At 73.4% G+C, this 19865-nt stretch carries 11 protein-coding genes; 5 read left to right on the top strand and 6 right to left on the bottom strand.

Translation table 11 applies throughout. The features are described from left to right. Positions 1 to 87 precede the first annotated feature (87 nt). The gene (locus J2S44_RS11460) at positions 88 to 1413 is read left to right on the top strand and encodes a bifunctional folylpolyglutamate synthase/dihydrofolate synthase (protein ID WP_310411847.1); all 1326 of its coding nucleotides are present in this window, start codon (positions 88 to 90) and stop codon (positions 1411 to 1413) included. Beyond that, positions 1410 to 1766, top strand: coding sequence for a DUF4233 domain-containing protein (locus tag J2S44_RS11455; RefSeq protein ID WP_310411844.1), 357 nt, complete (start codon positions 1410 to 1412; stop codon positions 1764 to 1766). Before J2S44_RS11460 ends, J2S44_RS11455 begins: the two co-directional genes overlap by 4 nt. Here J2S44_RS11455 and J2S44_RS11450 read toward each other — a convergent pair. Then, positions 1689 to 2996, bottom strand: coding sequence for a glycosyltransferase 87 family protein (locus J2S44_RS11450; protein ID WP_310411841.1), 1308 nt, complete (start codon positions 2994 to 2996; stop codon positions 1689 to 1691). The two genes, J2S44_RS11455 and J2S44_RS11450, sit on opposite strands and share 78 nt — an antisense overlap. Next, on the bottom strand, positions 2972 to 10525 hold the full coding sequence (locus tag J2S44_RS11445) for a VOC family protein (RefSeq protein WP_310411838.1): 7554 nt from the start codon (positions 10523 to 10525) through the stop codon (positions 2972 to 2974). The genes J2S44_RS11450 and J2S44_RS11445 overlap by 25 nt, the downstream gene beginning before the upstream one ends. A 174-nt stretch (positions 10526 to 10699) precedes the next feature. Here J2S44_RS11445 and ndk point away from each other — a divergent pair, with 174 nt between their 5' ends. Both ndk and J2S44_RS11435 read left to right on the top strand, forming a co-directional pair. Beyond that, entirely contained in the window at positions 10700 to 11122 is a 423-nt protein-coding gene (ndk, locus tag J2S44_RS11440) for a nucleoside-diphosphate kinase (RefSeq protein ID WP_310411835.1), read from the top strand. A 207-nt stretch (positions 11123 to 11329) separates the two neighbouring features. Next, positions 11330 to 12862, top strand: coding sequence for an alkaline phosphatase D family protein (locus J2S44_RS11435; RefSeq protein ID WP_310411832.1), 1533 nt, complete (start codon positions 11330 to 11332; stop codon positions 12860 to 12862). A gap of 1 nt (position 12863) precedes the next feature. Here J2S44_RS11435 and J2S44_RS11430 read toward each other — a convergent pair whose 3' ends face one another. Genes J2S44_RS11430 through J2S44_RS11415 form a run of 4 tightly spaced genes read right to left on the bottom strand, consistent with a single transcriptional unit; the run spans position 12864 to position 16441 of the window. Then, positions 12864 to 13877, bottom strand: coding sequence for a serine hydrolase domain-containing protein (locus tag J2S44_RS11430; protein WP_310411829.1), 1014 nt, complete (start codon positions 13875 to 13877; stop codon positions 12864 to 12866). A gap of 16 nt (positions 13878 to 13893) precedes the next feature. Beyond that, positions 13894 to 14682, bottom strand: coding sequence for an ABC transporter permease (locus tag J2S44_RS11425; protein WP_310411826.1), 789 nt, complete (start codon positions 14680 to 14682; stop codon positions 13894 to 13896). Beyond that, positions 14679 to 15449: an ABC transporter permease gene (locus J2S44_RS11420; protein ID WP_310411823.1), complete on the bottom strand. Its 771-nt coding sequence runs from the start codon at positions 15447 to 15449 to the stop codon at positions 14679 to 14681. The genes J2S44_RS11425 and J2S44_RS11420 overlap by 4 nt, the downstream gene beginning before the upstream one ends. Then, entirely contained in the window at positions 15446 to 16441 is a 996-nt protein-coding gene (locus J2S44_RS11415) for an ABC transporter ATP-binding protein (protein ID WP_310411820.1), read from the bottom strand. The genes J2S44_RS11420 and J2S44_RS11415 overlap by 4 nt, the downstream gene beginning before the upstream one ends. Positions 16442 to 16749: 308 nt before the next feature. Here J2S44_RS11415 and ileS point away from each other — a divergent pair, with 308 nt between their 5' ends. After that, positions 16750 to 19857 (top strand): isoleucine--tRNA ligase, encoded by a 3108-nt coding sequence (gene ileS / locus J2S44_RS11410; RefSeq protein ID WP_310411811.1) that lies wholly within the window; start codon positions 16750 to 16752, stop codon positions 19855 to 19857. Positions 19858 to 19865 lie beyond the last annotated feature (8 nt).

Here is a 19865-nt window from a genome sequence, read left to right as displayed (position 1 = left end):
GCGGCGGAGGCCCCGATGTCGTGCACGCGCGGCAGAGACTCTCGGTCGTGCGTGCACGACGGAGTCGCGACGAGACCGGAAGTCGGCATGAGCAGTTATGAAGAGGCGGTGGCCGCGCTCGACGGGCGTGGCTTCACCCGCATGGAGTTCGACCTCGGCAAGATCGAGGATCTGCTCGACGTACTCGGGAGCCCGCAACGGGCGTACCCGTCGATCCACCTGACCGGCACGAACGGCAAGACGTCGACGGCCCGGATGATCGACTCGCTGCTGCGGGCGTACGGGCTGCACACCGGCCGGTACACCAGCCCGCACCTGGAGTCGGTGCGCGAACGGATCAGCCTGGACGGCGAGCCGGTCTCCGAGGAGCGGTTCGCGGCGGTCTACACCGAGGTCGAGCCGCTCGCCGAGCTGATCGACGCGCGCAACGCGGAACCGCTGACCTACTTCGACATGACCACGGCGCTGGCGTTCGCGACGTTCGCGGACGCCCCGGTCGACGTGGCCGTGGTCGAGGTCGGGCTCGGCGGCGCGGAGGACGCCACCAACGTCATCCAGGCCGGCGTCTGCGTGATCACCCCGATCGGGCTGGACCACACCGAGTGGCTCGGCGACACGATCGAGGAGATCGCGCTGGCCAAGGCCGGCATCATCCACCCCGGCGCCACCGTGATCACGTCCGCGCAGGACGAGGAGGCGGCACGCCCCATCCTGGAACGGTGCGCCGAGGTCGGCGCCACCATCGCGCGCGAGGGCGGCGAGTTCCGGGTGATCGAGCGCGCGGTCGCGCTCGGCGGCCAGATGCTCAACCTCCAGGGCCTCGGCGCCCGGTACGACGAGATCTTCCTGCCGCTGCACGGTGAGCACCAGGCGCAGAACGCGGCGGTCGCGCTCGCCGCCGTCGAGGCGTTCCTCGGCGCGGGTCACTCCAAGGAACTGTCGATCGACATCGTCCGGGAGGGTTTCGCGAACGTCGACTCGCCCGGCCGTCTGGAGCGCGTCCGGCACGCGCCGACGATCCTGGTCGACGGCGCGCACAACCCGCACGGGATGGCCGCGACGGTCAAGGCCGTCGAGGACGAGTTCATGTTCCGCAACCTGGTCGGCATCGTCGCGATGCTCGGCGACAAGGACGTGGAAGGCGTTCTGGAGCTGCTCGAACCGGTCCTGTCGGAGATCATCGTCACCCGGAACTCGTCGCCGCGCTGCCTGCCGCCGGAGGAACTGGCCCAGATCGCGGACGAGGTCTTCGGCGAGGACCGCGTGCACGTCCTCCCGAACATGCCGGACGCGATCGAGCGCGCGGTCGAACTGGCCGAGTCCGACACCGAGGGCGGCATGAGCGGCGTCGGCGTGCTGATCACCGGCTCGATGGTGACGGTCGCGGACGCGCGGGCGCTGTTGAAGCGATGAGCACCCCCGACCGTAAGCCCTCCGGGCTGCGTAACCCGGAGGGCGCGGTGCGCGGCCTCGGCGCCGGCACCCTGATCATGGAAGCCGTGATCCTGCTGCTCGCCATCCAGCCGATCCGGTTGCTCGGCGGCGACCTCGGGCCGGTCGCGATCGGCCTGGTCATCACGCTGACCGTGGCCGCGATCGCGCTGGCCGGCCTGATGCGGCGGCCGTGGGCCTGGCACGGCGGCAGCGCACTGCAGATCGCGCTGCTGGCCGGTGGCTTCCTGCACTGGTCACTGACCGCGCTCGGCGTCATCTTCGGTCTGGTCTGGCTCTACGCCCTGCACGTACGCAAGACGATCCTGTCCTGACGCCTTCCGCACGGCGGATGGGACCGGGCGGGGGCGAGGCAGCGCGGGCGGACGGCCGCCGGCCGCGGCGTGAGCGAGACCGAGGCCGGTCAGACACACCGCGACCGTGGCCAGCGTCCGCGCGTTGTCACCGACGAAAGCCAAGCCGGGGTACGCGCCGGCGGCGCGCAGCACCGTGCTCGGCGACAGCACGGCCGCGAACAGCAGCACCGTACCGGCGACGCGTCCGGTTCGTCCGCCACCCGCCGTGATCAGCATGATCGCCGCCAGCGGCAGCCACACCTGGTGGTGCGTCCAGGAGATCGGCGAGGCGGCCACGGTCGCGCAACCGACCAGCACGGCGGCCCGGCCGGGCTCGCCGGACAGGTGGGCGCGGCGCGCATGCCAGAGCGCCACCAGGCAGACCGCGCCGGCCAGCACGATCCACACACCGGTCTGCGGGACACCGGCGCGCAGCAGCACCCCGTTGATCGACTGGTTGCCGGTCGAGGCCAGGTCGCCGATCCGGGACGTGCGCAGCACCGTGCCGGACCAGTACGTCCAGCTGTCCGACGGCAACGCCAGCGCGCCCAGCACCCCACAGCCGACGAACGTGACAGCCGCCCGCACCGCGGCACCGGTCTGCCGCGACCACAGCAGGAAGGCCACGAACAACAGCGGGATCAGCTTGATCGCGGCGGCCGTGCCGATCAGCATGCCCCGGTACCGGGCCGGCGTCAGACCGGCCGCGTCGACCAGCGCCAGCAGCACCAGGAAGGCGCTGACCTGACCGAACCGCAGATTGCTCTGCGCGGACGAGGTGATCAGCACGGCGATCGCGATGCCCGGCGCGAGCAACCCGGCGTACCGGCCGGTCCGCTCGGGCAGCAGGCGGGACATCGCCGCACCGATCGCGGCCACGGCCCCGGTCACGGCCGCCAGCCAGACGATCCGCAGAGCGAGCTCCGGGATCCAGGTCAACGACACGAACAGGACCGCGGCGAACGGCGGGTAGGTGAACGGGCCGCCGTTCTCCGCCACGTACCCGTACAGCGGATAACCGGCCCGGACCGTCTCCGCCGCGCCGTAGTAGATGTGCAGATCCGACAGGCGGTCGTCCGGCGGGCGGCGCAGCACCAGCACGGACGACACGATCGCGATCGCCACGAACACCGCCCAGAGCACGGCCGCCCCCACGTGGGGGCGGCCGAACCGGGTGAAAAGGGTCATCCGGGCGGAGTGGTCCTCCATTGGGACACCGTAATGCCATTGCCGTCCGGGTCGGCGAACGCGGCGGCCCACAGCTCGAGCTTCTCGCCCCGGTTGATCGGCTGCGGCTCGTGCGCGAACGAGACACCCTTCCGCCGCAACGCGTCATAGACCGCCCGCACGTCGCCGACCTCGAGATTCACGTGCACGGTGCGCACCTGAGCCGGCAGCGAGTCGGACACGATACGCAGCACCAGGCGCGTGTCACCGGACGCGAGGAACACGTCGTGCTCGCCCCGGTCGATCTCGTGGAAGCCGAGCACGTCCCGGTAGAACTCGATCGAGCGGTCCAGCTCCGTCACGAGAATCGTGATGCCGACCCCGTGGATCCCGCTCGAGGCACCCGGCCGGGCGCTCGGATACACCGTGATCAGGTCATCCACGGACGCGCCGTCCGGCTCGTCCGAGAACCGCGACCGGGCCCGCACCTCGTCCGGCGCCCGGTGCGCACCCCGGCTCAGCGGCCGGTCCGGCGCGGTCGCCGGATCCACGTCCCGCCACCCGACGGTCCCGATCCCGGAGCCCCGCCCACCGTCCGGACCGGCACCGATCTCCCGCACGGCACCGGCCGCATGCCCCGGACCGGCGTGCGCACCGGTCCCGCCGTCCGCCGCCGGTTCCCCGGCCTCCGGCACACCCCGCGCGGGTACGTCGTGAGCGCCGCCGCCGGACGTGCCGCGAATCGGGCCCGGTGTGTCCGGCGCCGTGCTCGGCACGTCCTGTGCGTTATCCGCCGGCGCCCCGGCGGTGCCGGTGGTTCGGGCTTCGGGTTCGCTGTCGGCTGATCCGGCGCGATTCGGTCCCGCGTGGGTCGGTCCGGAGTGGGCCGGTTCGGCGTGGGCCGGTCCGGAGTGGGCCGGTCCGGAGTGGGCCGGTCCGCCGTGGGTGGCGGGCTGTGCGGTCGCCGAGTCGAGCAGCGCGGCCGGCGGTGTGTCGCCCGCGTTCCACGGTCCCGGCACGACCTGTGCGCCGAGCACCGGCCCCAGCCTGCCGCGCTCGGACATCGGCCCGGCGCCGCCCTCCGACGACGCTGCCGCTGCACGGGAATCCCGCACACGCGCGCCATCGGCCACGGCCCCCGGCCGACTCCACGCGGCATCCGGAACATCGGCCGTGGTCCGGGCCGTGTCCGTCTCGGTGCTGTCCGGCCCGGTGGTGTCCGACCTGGCCGCCTCCCGCCCGGTCATGTCCGCCCTGGTCATGTCCGGCCCAGCCGTGTCTGGCCCAGTTGTGTCCTGTCTGGTCGTATCTGGCCGCGCCGTGCCTGACCGGGCCGTGTCTGGCCGGCGGGCCGTGTCTGACCTGGTCGTTTCCGGCCCGGTCGTTTCTGGACCCGTGGTGTCCGGAGCGGTCGGGCGGGGATCGGTGTCCGCTCCCCGGCGGTCGGTCGTGGACGGCGCCGCGGTGTCCCGCGCCGATGAGGGCGCCTGCGTGACCGGGTCCGGTGCTGCGGGAGCCTGGGTCTCCAGCGGTGGCAGCGAATGCGGCGAGATGAGCGTCATCTCGATCGTCGTGGGGCGCTTCGGCAGCCGCGGTGGCCCGATCTTGTTCCCGGTCGGCCGTTGCAGCCGCGGATTCGGCGGCGCCGTCGGGGTCACGTCCGGCTGCGCCGTCCCGCCGGCGTCCGCACCGGTGCCCGGCCCGCCGCGCTCAGCGTTCTCGTCCGGCCGGGCGGGCCCCCGCCCGGTGTTCGGCCGGGTCGTCCCCAGACCCGCGGTCGGATGCGCGGTCGCCGGCCCGGTCACCGACCGGCTGGCCTCCGCACCACCGGCCGACCAGCCGGTGTCCGGCCCCGCGGCCGGTCGGCTGCTGTCGGCTGACCAGCCGGTGTCCGGCCCCGTGCCCGGTCGGCTGGAGTCCGAGCCGGTGGCCGGTCGGCTGGCGTCCGAGCCGGTGTTCGGTCGGCTGGAGTCCGGATCAGCGGGAGCGGCCGGGTGGCCCGGGTGCGCGGTCGGTGGCGCGGTTGCCGAGGCCGGTTCGGGGTGCGGCTCGGTTCGGTGTCCGGTGTCGGTGGAGCCGGTCCGGTCGTCCGCCGGGCCGGAACCCGCCGACGTCCGGACGTCGTGGCCGACCGTGGCCGGCGCGATGAAGCGCGCGGACGGTCCTTCGCCACCGACGCCGGCCTGCCCGGCAGCGGTGCCCTCCCCGGTCGCGCCAGAGCCGCTGGACGCGTCTCGGGCGGTCGGCGCGTTCTCGCTGCTGGGAGCGTTGTCGCCGGCGTCGGGTGCGGTCAGGTCGAAGGGCGTCGGACTGGCGGAGATCGTGCGGCCCGAGCCGGTCGGCGGGGGAGTGCGCCGGCCGGTTCCCGGTGGGGTCGACCACGCGGACTCGCCCGGCCGCCCGCCGCCGGCCCGGAAGGTGGCGTCGTGGTTGTCTCCCCGGAGGCCGCCGGACGGCTCCTCGCCGGGACTGACGTACGGCCGGGGCGCCAGATCCGGAGCGTCGGCGGGCCGCGGAGTGCTCGCCCACGGGACACGCTCCCGGGTGGGAGCGCCGCTCTCGCGCTGGTCCGTGCGCGCGTCGCGCTGACCTGTGCGGGCGTCGCGTGGGGGCGCGCCCGTGCCGGGCTGGTCCGTGTGCGCGTCGCGTTCGGCCGTGCCCGTGCCGCGCTGATCCGTGCTTGCGGCGCGGCGGTCGGTACCCGCATCGGATCCGTGCTGGTCGGGACGGCCATCGGTCCGCTCGGTGTCGCGGCGTCCGGAGGCGTCTCGGTCGGGCCCGGCGATGTCCCGCTCCGGTGCGCCCGGGACGTCCGTGGCCGCCGACGACTCGGCACGGCCGCCGGGCGACGGCTTCGCGGAACGAGCCGGGTACGAGACGACGCTCGGATCGTCGTGCCCCTGATCAGCCGGTACGCGGGGTCGAGCGGTGAAGCGAACGGTGCCACCCGCTGCGGGAGACGTCGGAACCACCGCCTCGCGCCCGGGCACGACCCGGGCGCCACCATCCACCGGCGCGGCAGCGGTATCGGTCACCGCGGACCCGTCACGCGTCGGGCCGTCGGACTCATCCTCGCCGCGCTCACCCTCGCCGGGTGTCGACCCGCCGGAGGGAAGTCCGCCGGTGGTGCCGACCGTGGCGCCGCGCGGGTCGTTCCGCGGGGAGCCCCGATCCGTTCCGCCGGTGGCAGGCTCGTCATCGCGGCTGATGCCACCGGATGCGGCGGCGGAGGCAGCACGGTCGCGGGAGTCCCCGTCGTCGAGGTCGGTCCGGTCGGCGTCCTCGACGGGCGAAGCCGCGGGAGCGGTGAGCAGAACGGGGTCCGGTACGGGCGCGACGCGCCCACCCGGCACGACGCGACTCGGGGCCGGCGTCTGCGGACCGTCGTCGAGCGGAAGATCGACGTCGTCGTGGAGCGGGATGTCGATGTCGTCGTCCGCGGGTACCGGCGCCGTCGTCCGCGGAGACACGCCGACGCCACCAACCGCGACATCCGGCGAGCCCGCGCGACCCGAGCCCGCGGACGTGTCCTCGCTGCTTACCGGCCCCGTGCCGGTGTCCCGGCCGATGGCCGAATCCATGCTGGTGCCCCGGCCACGTGCCGCACCCGTGCCGGCGTCCCGTCCGGTGGCCGGACCCGTGCCGGTGTCCAGACCACGTGCCGAACCCATGCCAGTGTCCCGGCCGGTGGCCGGATCCGTCTCGGTGGCCCGGCTGCGCGCCCGACCCGCGCCGGTGTCCCGGCCGATGGCCGGATTCGTCCCAGTGGCCGGACCCGTGCCGGTGTCGCGGTCAGTGGCGGAACTCGTGCTGGTGTCGTGGCCGGTGGCTGGACCCGTGCTGGTGTTGTGGCCGGTGGCCGGACCCGTGTCGGTGTCGCGGTCGGTGGCGGAACTCGTGCTGGTGTCGTGGCCGGCGGCCGAATCCGTGCTGGCGTTCCGGCTGGTGGCGGAACCCGTGCCGGTGTCCCGGCCGGTGGTCGGACCTCCGATGGTGTCGCTGCCCGCGAAGCCCTGGTTCGTGGCGGTGGCTTGCCGATCGGCCGCAGGCCGATCGGGAGTGCCGGATGCCCGTTCGCCGAGCCGTTCCGGAGCCTCGACACGGTCCCCGGTCCTCGTGGTGCCGCGGGCCGGATCGGCGGCGGAGTACCGGCCGCCCGCCGTCGTGCGCAGGGCATCCGGCACGTCGTCCGTGCCGGTGGAGGCCGCGCCGGTGAGGCCGCCGGCGGATGCGCCGGAGACTTGATCGGCCGGGGTGTCAGACCGCCGGTCGGACGCCGTCCCGGAGTCCCGGTCGGCGGCTGCCGTGGCCGCGGCCGCGCCTGCTGCCGCTGCCGCCGCGGTCACCGCCGTTGCGGTGCCGCTCGCGGCCGCCGGCTCCGGGCGGGGCCCGGTCGCCGGCTCGTCATCGATCGGAATGTCCAGCTCATCGGGCTGCGTGCGCTCGGGATGCCCCTCGGCCGGGACAGCGGTGGTGCGTGTCGCTGTGGTGTCCCGTTCACCGGGCGACCGGCGGCGCTCACCGGGGGTGGGGCGTGGCCTCGGCGTCGGACGCCGTGCCTCGAACGGCAGGTCGGGATCGTCCTCGGCCGGCGTGGACGTCGGTCTCGGCACGGTGGCCAGCTTGCGCGCGGCCGGGCCGTCGTCATCGCGCGGTGGGCCGGTCAGGCGGTTGAGGAAACCCTTCACGCCCGCGATCAGGCCTTTCACCGGTCCGCTCGGTGCGCTCCGCGCCGACTCGCTGACCGGCTCCGACCCGGCGGCACCGGCCGCCGACGTCTCGCCCGGCGCGAATCCGCGATCGTCACCCGTCGCCGGATCCCGGCCCGTGTCACCCGCTGAATTCCAGCCCGCTTTACCTGCTAAATCCCGGCCGACGTCTCCCGCTGAATCCCGGCCGACGTCTCCCGCCGGATCCCGGCCGACGTCACCCGCCGGATTCCAGCCCGCAGTACGCGCTGAATCGCGGCCCGCGTCTGCCGCCGGATCCCGGCCGACGTCACCCGCCGGCTCCCGGCCCGCGTCACCCGCCGCATCCCGCTCGACGTCACCTGCTGAATTCCAGCCCGCATCGCCGGTTGGTTCCCGGCCTGCGTCATCCGCCGGATCCCGGCCGACGTCACCTGCCGGGTTCCAGCCCGCGTCACCCGCTGCCTCTCGGCCCGCCGCACCCGCCGCCGGGCCCCGGCCGGATGCCGCGCCGCTCGTCTCCGACCGATACGTCCGCCCCGGCTCGCCGACACCGGCCGGATCGCGCCCGGCCGCCCACGCCACGGCCTCGTCGCCGCCGCGCGATGCCGAAGCATCGCCACCACGTGGCCCGGTGTCGCGGCCGGGAGAGCCGGCGCCGGCACCACGCGGCCCCGGGCCGCCGTCGCGCCCACCGGCGTCGTCGCCGGTGCCCGGTCCCCGGTCGCCGCGTTCCGCCACGTCGTCACGATCGACCGGTCGCGCCTGCTCCGCGCCGGGACCGCCGCTTTCCGAGCCTGGGACGGGACCGCTGCGAGCCGCGCGCGTCCGAGGGGCCGCGACCGCCGGTCCCTCCACCGCGACGTCGGCCGGCCCGGTGATCGGATCCGGCCGCCGCGCACTCCCCGGCGCCGTACCGGGCTCGCCCGGCTCACCGGACGACGACGAGAGCCCGCCCGGCCGTGCCCACGGCGACGGCGGATCCAGATCCGCGTCGGACACGAGGCGGTTCCGCGCCGTCGGCGGATCCAGGTCCGCGTCCGGCGCGGAACGGCCCGACGGCGGATCAGGGTCCGCGTCGGATGCGAGGCGGTCCCGGCCCGTCCGCGGATCCGCGTCCGTGTCGGACGTGAAGCGGTCCCGGGCCGACGGCCGCTCGTCCGCGACCTCCTCCGCCTCGTGGTCGCCGCCCGCCGGCTCCCGATCCCGCCGGTTGCGGAACCGGGCCGCCGCCGCTCCCACAGCGGCCCCGGCCGCCGCCGCGGCCGCGGTCCGGAACGCGGACCCCGCGGACCCGTCGGAGCCGGACCTCGCGGCGGAGCCGTCGTGCCCGGAGGACTCGGCCGCCGCGGAGGTGTCGTCCGCCGGGCGTGGTGCGTCGTCGTGGTCCGCGTAGGCCTCGTCGTCCACGAACGGCGACGGTGCCGCTAGGTCCTCATCGGTCCGCCGTCCGCGGCTTCCGGCGGGCGAGGGGCGTGTGTCGTCCTCCGCATCGTCGTCCGTGCTGCGCGGGCGTGCGGCGGGCCGGCCCTCGCCGCGCGGCGTCCGGCCCGGGTGGGACCGCGGCTCGTCGTCGACGTCCCGCACCGGCCGGGGCGAGTAGCTCTCGTGGGCCTCGGACGGCTCGCGCGCCACCCGCGGCGAGTAGCCGTCGCCCCGGTCGGAGGTCTCGCCCGCGACCCGCGGCGAGTAGCCGGCCGACGGCGCCGCCGTCGACGCGGAGCCGCGCGGCGAGTACGCCGAGCCCATCTCCGGGTCGAGGTCGGCCGCGGCCCGGGTGCGCGGCGAGTAGTCGCCGTCCGGCACGTCCAGCCCGGAGATCCGGGCGCGCCCGGCCTCGGTCACGCCCACGGACGGCCGGTCCGCGGTCTCGTCCGGCGGGGACGACCACGCGCCCTCGAGCGGGATGTCGGTCTCCGGGTCGCGATCGTCGTCGTCCCAGTCCGGTTCGGACCAGTCGGCTTCGGACCAGTCCGCTTCGGACCGGGCGCCCGGCGCGGGCGGCGGGTCCGCGAGCGCGGTGCCGGTCGGGTGCCCGGCCGCGGCCGCGTCCGTGCGGTGCGGGCGGGGGCGCCGGGCCCGGTGCGGGAGCTGCGTGACGCCGGGGTCGTCCTTCGCGACGAAGCTGCCCTCCAGCACTATCCCGCCGCCCGGCGTCTCGCGGATGACCACCGGGTTCGGCCGGTCGTCCTGCGGTGTGCGCCCGTGCGGGATGTCGCCGCCGACCGGGGCACCGCCGCCGCCACCGCCCGCGGGCGGCTCCGGCGGGTACGAGTCCGTCGTGTAGGGACTCGCCGCGTACCCCTCGTCGGTGTAGAGCGGTGTCCCGCCCGGGTTGTCCTCCGCGCGCCGGTCCCACGGGGTCTGTTCCGCCTCGCGGAGCAGGTCCTCGACGTCCTCGTCGTGCTGTCCCAGGAACGCGGTCTCGCCCATGCCGGCCGCGGCCTCCGCGTGGGTGAGCACGTCGTCCCACTGGATCCGCGCGTACCGCATGTCGTCCATCGCGACCAGGACCGGGAGCAGCGCGCCCGGGTCGGGCCACTTGTCGACCGGGACCCGTGGGTCGCGGATGCGCACGTCCGCGATCGGCAGGCCGGGTGCGTCGATCCGCACCTGCATCTCGGCCCGGCCGTACTGCTGGCCGGCCGGCGCCTCGGAGATGCTGCGCACCTCGGCGGTGCCCTGGACCAGCGCACGCGGGCCGCGGCGCATCACGTTCGTCACCAGCAGGCTGATGGCGAGCACGAGCAGCGCGATGCCGAGCGCCGCGATCGGCCAGCTCGTCATGCCCGCGCCGAAGAGCATGATGAACACCGCGATGGTGCCGAGGACGGCCGCGCTCACCTTGCGGATCGGCGCGATCGGTCGGGTACCGTTCGCCACAGTGGACCTCCTGGGAGTGTTGAAAACCAGGCTAGGCCGGTTCGCAGGGGGATGGGAAGGGCCAGGTCATCCGCTGGGTGACGGCTGCCCCGCAACCTGCGGCTATTAGTCTGAGTACCCAACGTCACGCCGGTTCCATCGGGAACGCGGTGATCCACCCCAGGAGGCAGTTCGGTGTCCACCACCACCCCGGCCGAGCGCACGCTCGTGCTCCTCAAGCCCGACGCGGTCCGCCGCGGCCTCGTCGGCGAGCTGCTCGGACGGTTCGAGCGCAAGGGCCTGACCATCGACGCGATGGAGCTGCGCACGATCGACGCCGCGGCCGCGGACGCCCACTACGCCGAGCACACCGAGCAGCCGTGGTACCCGCCGCTCCGCGCGTTCGTCACGTCCGGCCCGCTGGTCGCGCTGGTCCTCTCCGGCGACGAGGCGATCACCGTGACCCGCGGGCTGATCGGCGCCACCGACGGCCGCAAGGCCGCGGCCGGCACCATCCGCGGCGACTTCTCCCTCTCCAACCGCGAGAACCTGGTGCACGCCTCCGACTCCCCGGAGTCCGCGAAGCGCGAGATCGACCTCTGGTTCCCGGGGGCCTGACTCCCGCCGCGCGCAAAGCCGCGCGGGCCGCTTCCGGCCCGCGCGGCTTTCTCATGGACCGCTGTTCCCGCTTCCGGCGTGGGCACGCCGGGCGTGCTCCCGCGGGCTCCGGTCGCGTCGTGGGTCACCGAAAACCCCGTACCGGCTTCGTGTGGGATTCGGCCGGTCTTCAACGTTGCGCAAGCTTCGGTCGATAGACCAGCGGGTATGACTATCGACAGGCGTGGACTCTTCCGGGCCGGGCTCGGCGCGGGCGCGGGAATCATCGGTGGCCAGCTGCTGGCCGGCACGGCGGGCGCGTCCCCCGCGTTCCACCCGGGCGGGCGGCCGGTGCTGACGCACGGCGTGCAGAGCGGTGACGCGACCGCGAACTCGGCGATCGTCTGGACCCGGTCGGACCGGGCCGGGCGGATGCTGGTCGAGGTCAGCCGCCGGCCGGACTTCCGCGGTGCGCGGCTGGTGCGCGGGCCGGTGCTGGGCGCGGGCTCGGACTTCACCGGCAAGGTGCGGCTGCGTGACCTGCCGTCCGGCGAGAAGATCTTCTACCGGGTACGGGTGGAGGGCGACCGCCGCGCCTCCGCGCCGCTGACCGGCTCGCTGACCACGGCGCCCACCGGCCGGGACGACCTCCGTTTCGTCTGGACCGGTGACGTGGCCGGTCAGGGCTGGGGGATCAACCCGGTGTTCGGCGGCATGCGGATCTTCGACTCGATGCGCGCCCGGAAGCCCGACTTCTTCCTGCACAGCGGCGACACGGTCTACGCGGACGGCCCGCTCACCGAGTCGGTGACGCTGCCGGACGGCACCGTGTGGACGAACGTGGTCACCGAGGCGAAGTCCAAGGTGGCCGAGACGCTGGCCGAGTACCGGGGCCAGTACGCCTACAACCTGCTCGACGACCCGTACCGGGCGTTCGCGGCGGAGGTGCCGCAGATCAACCAGTGGGACGACCACGAGGTCACGAACAACTGGTACCCGGGCGAGATCCTGGACGACGCCCGGTACACCGAGAAGCGGGTGGACGTGCTGGCCCGGCGCGCCCGGCAGGCATACCTCGAGTACCTGCCGATCCCGGACCTGTCCGGCCCGATCCACCGGAAGCTGTCGTACGGCCCGCTGCTCGACGTGTTCGTCCTGGACATGCGCACGATGAAGGACGTCAACGACGGCAACACGTACGCGGACCCGCACCGCGGCCTGCTCGGCGCCGCCCAGAAGCGCTGGCTGATCGACGGGCTCAAGCGGTCCCGGGCCACCTGGAAGGTGATCGCGAACGACCTGCCGATCGGCCTGGTCGTGCCGGACGGCGGCACCGCGCAGGAGGGCGTGGCGCAGGGCGACCCGGGCGCGCCGCTCGGCCGCGAGCTGGAGATCCACACCGTGCTCCGCGAGGCGCACCGGGCGAACGTCACCGGCATCGTGTTCCTGACCGCGGACGTGCACTACACGGCCGCGCACCACTACGACCCGGCGCGCGCCGCGGTGCAGGACTTCACGCCGTTCTGGGAGTTCGTCTCCGGCCCGGCGCACGCGGGCGCGTTCGGCCCGAACGCGCTGGACGGCACGTTCGGCCCGGAGGCGGTGTTCGTGAACGCGCCACCGGCCGCGAACACGTCGCCGGCCGCCGGCTTCCAGCACTTCGGCGAGGTCAACATCGACGCGCGGACCGGCGCGTTCACGGTCGACCTGCGCGACATCGACGGCCGGTCGCTGTTCCGCAGGACGCTGCCGCGCCCGTGAATCAGCCGGAGAACCGCTCGCGCAGCGGCCGCAGCACCGGCCAGGCGCCCGCGGACGTGTTCCCGATGACCGTGTAGGTGAGGGCGGACGCCGGGTCGTGCACGCTCATGAACGACACCCCGGCGTCCTGCCCGATCAGCATCACCTGGTCCCGCGTCTGGTGGAGGAAGAACCCGAGCCCGGCGCGCAGCCGTTCGCCGGGCACGTCCTCGCGTGGCCGGACCATCTCGGTCACCCACCGCGGCGGGACGATCCGCCCGGCGAACAGCGCCCGCCAGAACGCGCTCATGTCGGCCACCGTGGTGTACGCGCCGCCGTCGCCGACGCCGCGCACCGGCAGGTGGAACACGTTGCTGCGCCACCGCCCGTCGCCGGCCGGCACGTAGCCGACCGCGGTCCGGTCCGGCAGCTCGTCGGAGCGCAGGAACTCGGTGTCGCGCATGCCGGCCGGCGCGCAGACCCGGCTCCGGACCAGCTCGTGGTAGCCGACGCCGCTCGCCCGCTCCGCGAGCAGCGCCAGCACGACGTAGCCGGAGTTGCAGTAGCTGAACCGCTCGCCGGGCGGGAACTTCGCGGCGTGCCCGTCCAGCACCGTCAGGTACTGCTCCGGCGTGGCCAGCTGCTGCATCGGCACCGGCAGCAGGTAGTCGTCGAGGTCCAGGTCGGGGTCGTCCTCGTCGAGGTAGTCGCCGATCCCGGACCGGTGGGCCAGCAGCTGCTCCACGGTCACCCGGTCGTCGATCAGCGGCAGGTCGTCGCGCAGCAGCGAGCGCGCGGTGGTGCCGAGCGAGAGCACACCGTCCTCGATCAGGCTCACCACGGCCAGCGCGGTCAGCGCCTTCGCGCCGCTGGCGATCGCGAACCGGGTGTCCACCGTGTTCGGGATCGCGTATGCGCGGTGGGCCGGACCGTACGCCTTGGCGAACTCGGCCCGGCCACCCCGGTCCACCGACACCACGCCGGAGAACCCGTGCTCGTCGGCGACCGCGTCGACCGCCTCGGCCAGGGATGTCATCGACGCAGCCTACGTCTCACAGCGTGTCCAGTGAGGCCCGCCGCCGGGACTCCGCCTCGAAGACGCGCAGCAGCACCGCGGTCAGCACCGCGTACGCCAGCGCGATCCCGGCCTCGGTCAGCAGGTCCGGCGCGATCGCGGCGAGCCCGGCACCGGCGGCCGCGTCCCGGGCGGCCGCGGCGGCGTGCGTGATCGGCAGCACCGAGCCGATCGCGCGCAGCCCGGCGGGCAGCTGGTCGAGCGGCACGTTCACGCCGGTGAGCAGCACCATCAGCGCGGACGTCACGTTCGAGATCACCCAGATGTCGCGGAACCGGAGCCCGAGCGCGCCCAGCGTGAGCCCGAAGAACGCGGACGCCACCGCGCCCGCGGCCAGGCACAGCGCCAGCAGCGGGATCGCGGACGCCGGGATGTGCAGCCCGAGCACCGTGGCGCCGACCGCCAGGATCACCGCGGCGACGAGCAGGCCGTTCAGCGCGTACGGCGTGGCCCGGCCCAGGAAGATCAGCGTGCGGCTGCGCGGCGAGAGCAGCACGTGCCCGAGCGTGCCGAACCGGCGCTCGTTGCCGATCGCCATCGTGCCGCCGAACACGCAGGTCCACGCGGCGGCCAGCACCGCGTTGCCGACGATGTAGAACCGGTCGTCGCCGACGGACAGCTCGCGGCCGACGTAGGCGAAGAAGATCAGCTGGAACAGCGGCCCGACCAGCAGCGACCCGACGAACACGATCGGCGTGGTCCAGTTGAACAGCGCCCGGTACGCGATCACGCTGCCCATCCCGAGCAGCCGGAACGTGGCCCTCACGCGAGTGCCAGGGTGGCGGCCGCGCGGGCTCGCCGCTCGACGTGGACCAGGGAGATCGCGCCGAGCACGAGGCAGAGCGCGCTGATCGCGACGCACCAGCCGAGCGACGGCCAGACCGGGCCGCCGGCCGTGGCCTCACGCATCGCCCGCGCGCCCCAGGTGGTCGGCAGCGCGGCCGCGACCGGGCCGGTCCACGCCGGCAGCGAGGAGATCGGCAGCAGCATCCCGGAGAGCAGCCAGACGGGGTACTCCAGCGCGTTCTGCAGCGCGTTCGCGTGCCGCATGAGCACGAACGCGGACGCCAGCAGGATCCCGAACGCGCCCAGCGACAGCACGGTCACCGGAGCCGTGACCAGGAACGCCCACGGGCGCGCGAAGTCCAGCCGGATGCCGTAGAGCACGCGCCCCCAGACGAGCGTGGCCAGCAGCGCGTAGCTGCCGATCGCGCCCTGCGCCAGCGTGATCGGCAAGAAGATCATCACGGGCCGGCGCGGCGCCAGCATCAGCATCTCCAGCGTGCCCTGCCAGCGCTGGGACGAGATCGCGCCGCCCGCGCCGAACAGCACGGACGACCAGACGCCCATCATCCCGGCGCCGACCGCGGCCTGCAGCAGCTTCTGCGGTTCGGCGGACGCGCGGAACAGGTAGACCGCGAGCGTCGCCTGCACCACCGGGACCACCACGAACACCGCGATGTCGAACGGCGACCGGGACACGTGCTTGATGTGGAACAGCATCCCCATGGCGATCATCCGTAGCGATCTCACACGATCACCGGCTCCTTCTTCGCGGTCGCCGAGATGATCGCGACGTACGCGTCCTCCAGCGTGGGTTCGCGGGACGTCACCCGGCCCAGCCGCACACCGTCCAGCCGGCGCAGCACGTCCTGCTGCACGTCGACGTCCGCATCCGACTGCACGGTCAGCACCTGCACCTGGCCGCGCTCCTCGACGGCCGCCTCGCGTACCCCCGGAAGGTTTTGAAGATCTTCAAGGGCCGCCGCGGGTACGCCGTAGGCCTCGATCTCCAGCACGCGCCGCCCGTCCGCCCGGTGGCGCAGCTCCGCGGGCGTGCCCAGCGCCTGGATCTCCCCGTCCGCGATCACCGCGATCCGGTCGCAGAGCTCGTCAGCCTCCGCCATGTAGTGCGTGGTCAGCAGCACGGTGGTGCCGGTCGCGGCCAGGTTCGCCACGGTCGCGCGCAGCTCGCGCGCGGCGACCGGGTCCACGCCGATCGACGGCTCGTCCAGGAAGATCACCTCCGGGGCGTGCAGCAGCCCGCGCGCGATGTGCAGCCGCTGCCGCATGCCGCGGGAGTAGCCCTCGACCCGCTCGTGCTCCCGGCCGTTCAGCCGGACCTGCTCCAGCAGCTCCGCGATCCGGCGCTTCTGCTCGCGCGCGGGCACGCCGTAGAGCTCCGCGAAGTAGCGCAGGTTGTCCAGCGCGGAGAGGCGCTCGTAGAGGCCCCGGTCGCCACCGAACACGTACCCGATGCGTCTGCGCACCTCGCGGGTCTGCCGTTCGACGTCGAAGCCGCAGATCCGCGCCCGGCCGGCGGACGGGATGAGCAGCGTGTTCAGCATCTTGATGGTGGTGGTCTTGCCGGCACCGTTCGGCCCGAGCAGCCCGAACAGCTCGCCCCGGCCCACCGTCAGGTCCACGCCGCGCACCGCGTGCACCTCGGTGGTCCTCGGTCTCAGCCACCCCGTGCGGCTGCGGTACGTACGGCGCAGCCCCTCGGCCTCGATCGCGTTCTCCATGCCGTCGAACCTAGGCCCGGCGCGGTCCGGCGAGAAACGAATTCGGGTTCGGCCGAATCTCCGGTAACTCGGATGAGGACGCGGTAGGAGGGTGGGTACTCTTGACGGCAGCAAGGCGTCGATCCGGCCATCACCGGGGAGCCTCCGGAAGAACGACCCTCGGGTCTAGTAGAACCGGACGGGACGGCCCGTCACAGCCGGCGAATGAGCGGGTGACCTCCACGGAGGTCGCCAAGCGGGGTGGTACCGCGGGCCGTCAGGCTCGTCCTCGCAGACCTGTGCAGGCTGCGAGTAGGAAGCGACCACCGATGGCGTACCCCAAGAACGCTGCGACACCCGGCGTGCCGGCCAGCCCGGACCTGCCGGCGGTCGAGCGCGGCGTCCTGGACTACTGGGCGTCCGACAAGACCTTCGAGGCATCCGTCGAGGCCCGCCCGGCCGGCCCGGACGGTAAGAACGAGTACGTCTTCTACGACGGCCCGCCCTTCGCCAACGGCCTCCCGCACTACGGCCACCTCTTCACCGGCTACGTCAAGGACCTGGTGCCGCGCTACCAGACGATGCGCGGCCGGCGCGTCGAGCGGCGGTTCGGCTGGGACACGCACGGCCTGCCCGCCGAGGTCGAGGCGGAGAAGCAGCTCGGCATCTCCACCAAGGCGGAGATCCTGGACCTGGGCGTGCAGACGTTCAACGACGCCTGCAGGACGTCGGTGCTGAAGTACACCAACGAGTGGGAGCGGTACGTCACGCGCCAGGCCCGCTGGGTCGACTTCGAGAACGACTACAAGACCCTCGACCCGGACTACATGGAGTCCGTGATGTGGGCCTTCAAGACCCTGCACGACAAGGGCCTGGTCTACGAGGGCTTCCGGGTGCTGGCCTACTGCTGGCGCTGCGAGACGCCGCTGTCGAACACCGAGACCCGGATGGACGACACCTACCGGGACCGGCAGGACCCGTCCGTCACGGTCTGGTTCCAGCTCGACTCCGGCGAGAAGATCGGCGTCTGGACCACCACGCCGTGGACGCTGCCGTCGAACCTGGCGCTCGCGGTCGGCCCGGACATCACCTACGCCGTGCTGTCGCGCGACGGTGAGAAGTACCTGCTCGGCGAGTCGCGGGTCGCGGCGTACGCCAAGGAACTGGAGGGCTTCGCGCAGATCGGCACCGTACGGGGCAGCGAGCTGGTCGGCAAGCGGTACACGCCGCTCTTCGACTACCTGGTCGAGCAGGCCGGGCCGAACGCGTTCCAGGTGCTCGGGGCCGAGTTCGTCACCACCGAGGACGGCACCGGCGTGGTGCACATGGCGCCCGCGTTCGGTGAGGACGACCAGAACGCCTGCAACGCGGCCGGCATCCCGACCATCGTGACCGTGGACGACCACACCCGGTTCACCGCGCTGGTCCCGGACTTCCAGGGCGAGCAGGTCTTCGACGTCAACAAGCCGATCATCCGGCTGCTCAAGGACCGCGGCGTGGTGCTCCGGCAGGACACCTACACGCACTCGTACCCGCACTGCTGGCGCTGCGAGACCCCGCTCGTCTACAAGGCGGTCTCGTCCTGGTTCGTGGCGGTCTCCACGTTCCGGGACCGGATGGTCGAGCTGAACCAGCAGATCAACTGGACGCCGTCGCACATCAAGGAAGGCTCGTTCGGCAAGTGGCTGGCGAACGCGCGCGACTGGTCGATCAGCCGGAACCGGTTCTGGGGCTCGCCGATCCCGGTCTGGAAGTCCGACGACCCGAACCATCCGCGGGTGGACGTCTACGGCTCGTACGCGGACATGGAGCGGGACTTCGGCGTCAAGATCGAGGACCTGCACCGCCCGTTCGTGGACGAGCTGACCCGGCCCAACCCGGACGACCCGACCGGGCAGTCCACCATGCGCCGGGTGCCGGAGGTGCTGGACTGCTGGTTCGAGTCCGGCTCGATGCCGTTCGCGCAGGTGCACTACCCGTTCGAGAACACGGAGTGGTTCGAGGACCACTACCCGGGCGACTTCATCGTGGAGTACATCGGCCAGACCCGCGGCTGGTTCTACACCATGCACGTGCTGGCCACCGCGCTGTTCGACCGGCCGGCGTTCCGCAACTGCCTCAGCCACGGCATCCTGCTCGGCGAGGACGGCCGCAAGATGTCCAAGAGCCTGCGGAACTACCCGGACGTGTACAAGGTGTTCGACTCGCACGGGTCGGACGCGATGCGCTGGATGCTGATGTCCTCGCCGGTGCTGCGCGGCGGCGACATGGCGGTCACCGAGGTCGGCATCCGCGACGCGGTCCGTCAGGTGCTGCTGCCGCTGTGGAACGTCTGGTACTTCTTCTCGCTCTACGCGAACGCGGAGGGCTACGAGGCGACCCGGCGGACCGACAGCACCAACGTGCTCGACCGCTACGTCCTGGCCAAGACCGGTGAGCTGGTCACGGCCGTGCAGCGCCAGATGGACGACTACGACATCTCCGGCGCCTGCGCGTCCGTGCGCGGCTACCTGGACGCGCTGACCAACTGGTACGTGCGCCGGTCCCGCGACCGGTTCTGGGCGGGCGACGCCGACGCGTTCGACACGCTCTACACCGTGCTGGAGACGCTCGCCCGGGTGGTGGCGCCGCTCGCGCCGCTGACCAGCGAGGAGATCTGGCGCGGCCTGACCGGCGAGCGCTCGGTGCACCTCACCGACTGGCCGTCCGCGGCCGAGTTCCCGGCCGACCACGCGCTGGTCGCGGCGATGGACTCGGTCCGGGACGTCTGCTCCGGCGCGCTGTCCCTGCGCAAGGCCCGCGCGCTGCGCGTCCGGCTGCCGCTGTCCCGGCTGACCGTGGCCACGCCGGACGCCGGCTCGCTGGCGGCGTTCAAGGACCTGATCGCGGACGAGGTCAACGTGAAGGAGGTCGTCTTCACCGAGCAGGTCGCCGACTACTGCCGCCAGGTGCTCACGGTCGTGCCGCGCGCGCTCGGCCCGCGGGTCGGCGGTCAGGTGCAGCAGGTGATCAAGGCGGTCAAGACCGGGAACTGGGAGCTCGTCGACGGCGCCCCGGTCGCGGCCGGCGTCACGCTGCAGGACGGCGAGTTCGAGCTGAAGCTGGTCGCGGTGGACGTGGAGAACTCGGCGACGCTGCCGAACGGCGGCGTGGTCGTGCTCGACACGGCCGTCACACCGGAACTCGCCGCGGAGGGCCTGGCCCGCGACGTGGTGCGGGTGGTGCAGCAGGCCCGCCGCGACGCGGACCTGAACGTCTCCGACCGGATCACGGTGACGCTGGCCGCCTCCGACGAGGTGGTCGCCGCGGTCACCGCGTACCGCGAGTTCGTGGCCGGCGAGGTGCTCGCGGACGACGTCCGCTTCGACCCGGCCGTCGAGGGCTTCGCCGGCGAGGTCGGCGAGGGCGAGACGGTCACCGTCCGGGTTGTCCGCTGATTGATGCA

Origin of the sequence: Catenuloplanes niger (genome assembly GCF_031458255.1) — a bacterium.
GTDB classification, from domain to species: Bacteria; Actinomycetota; Actinomycetes; order Mycobacteriales; family Micromonosporaceae; genus Catenuloplanes; species Catenuloplanes niger.
This window is presented reverse-complemented; position numbering and strand designations above follow the sequence as displayed.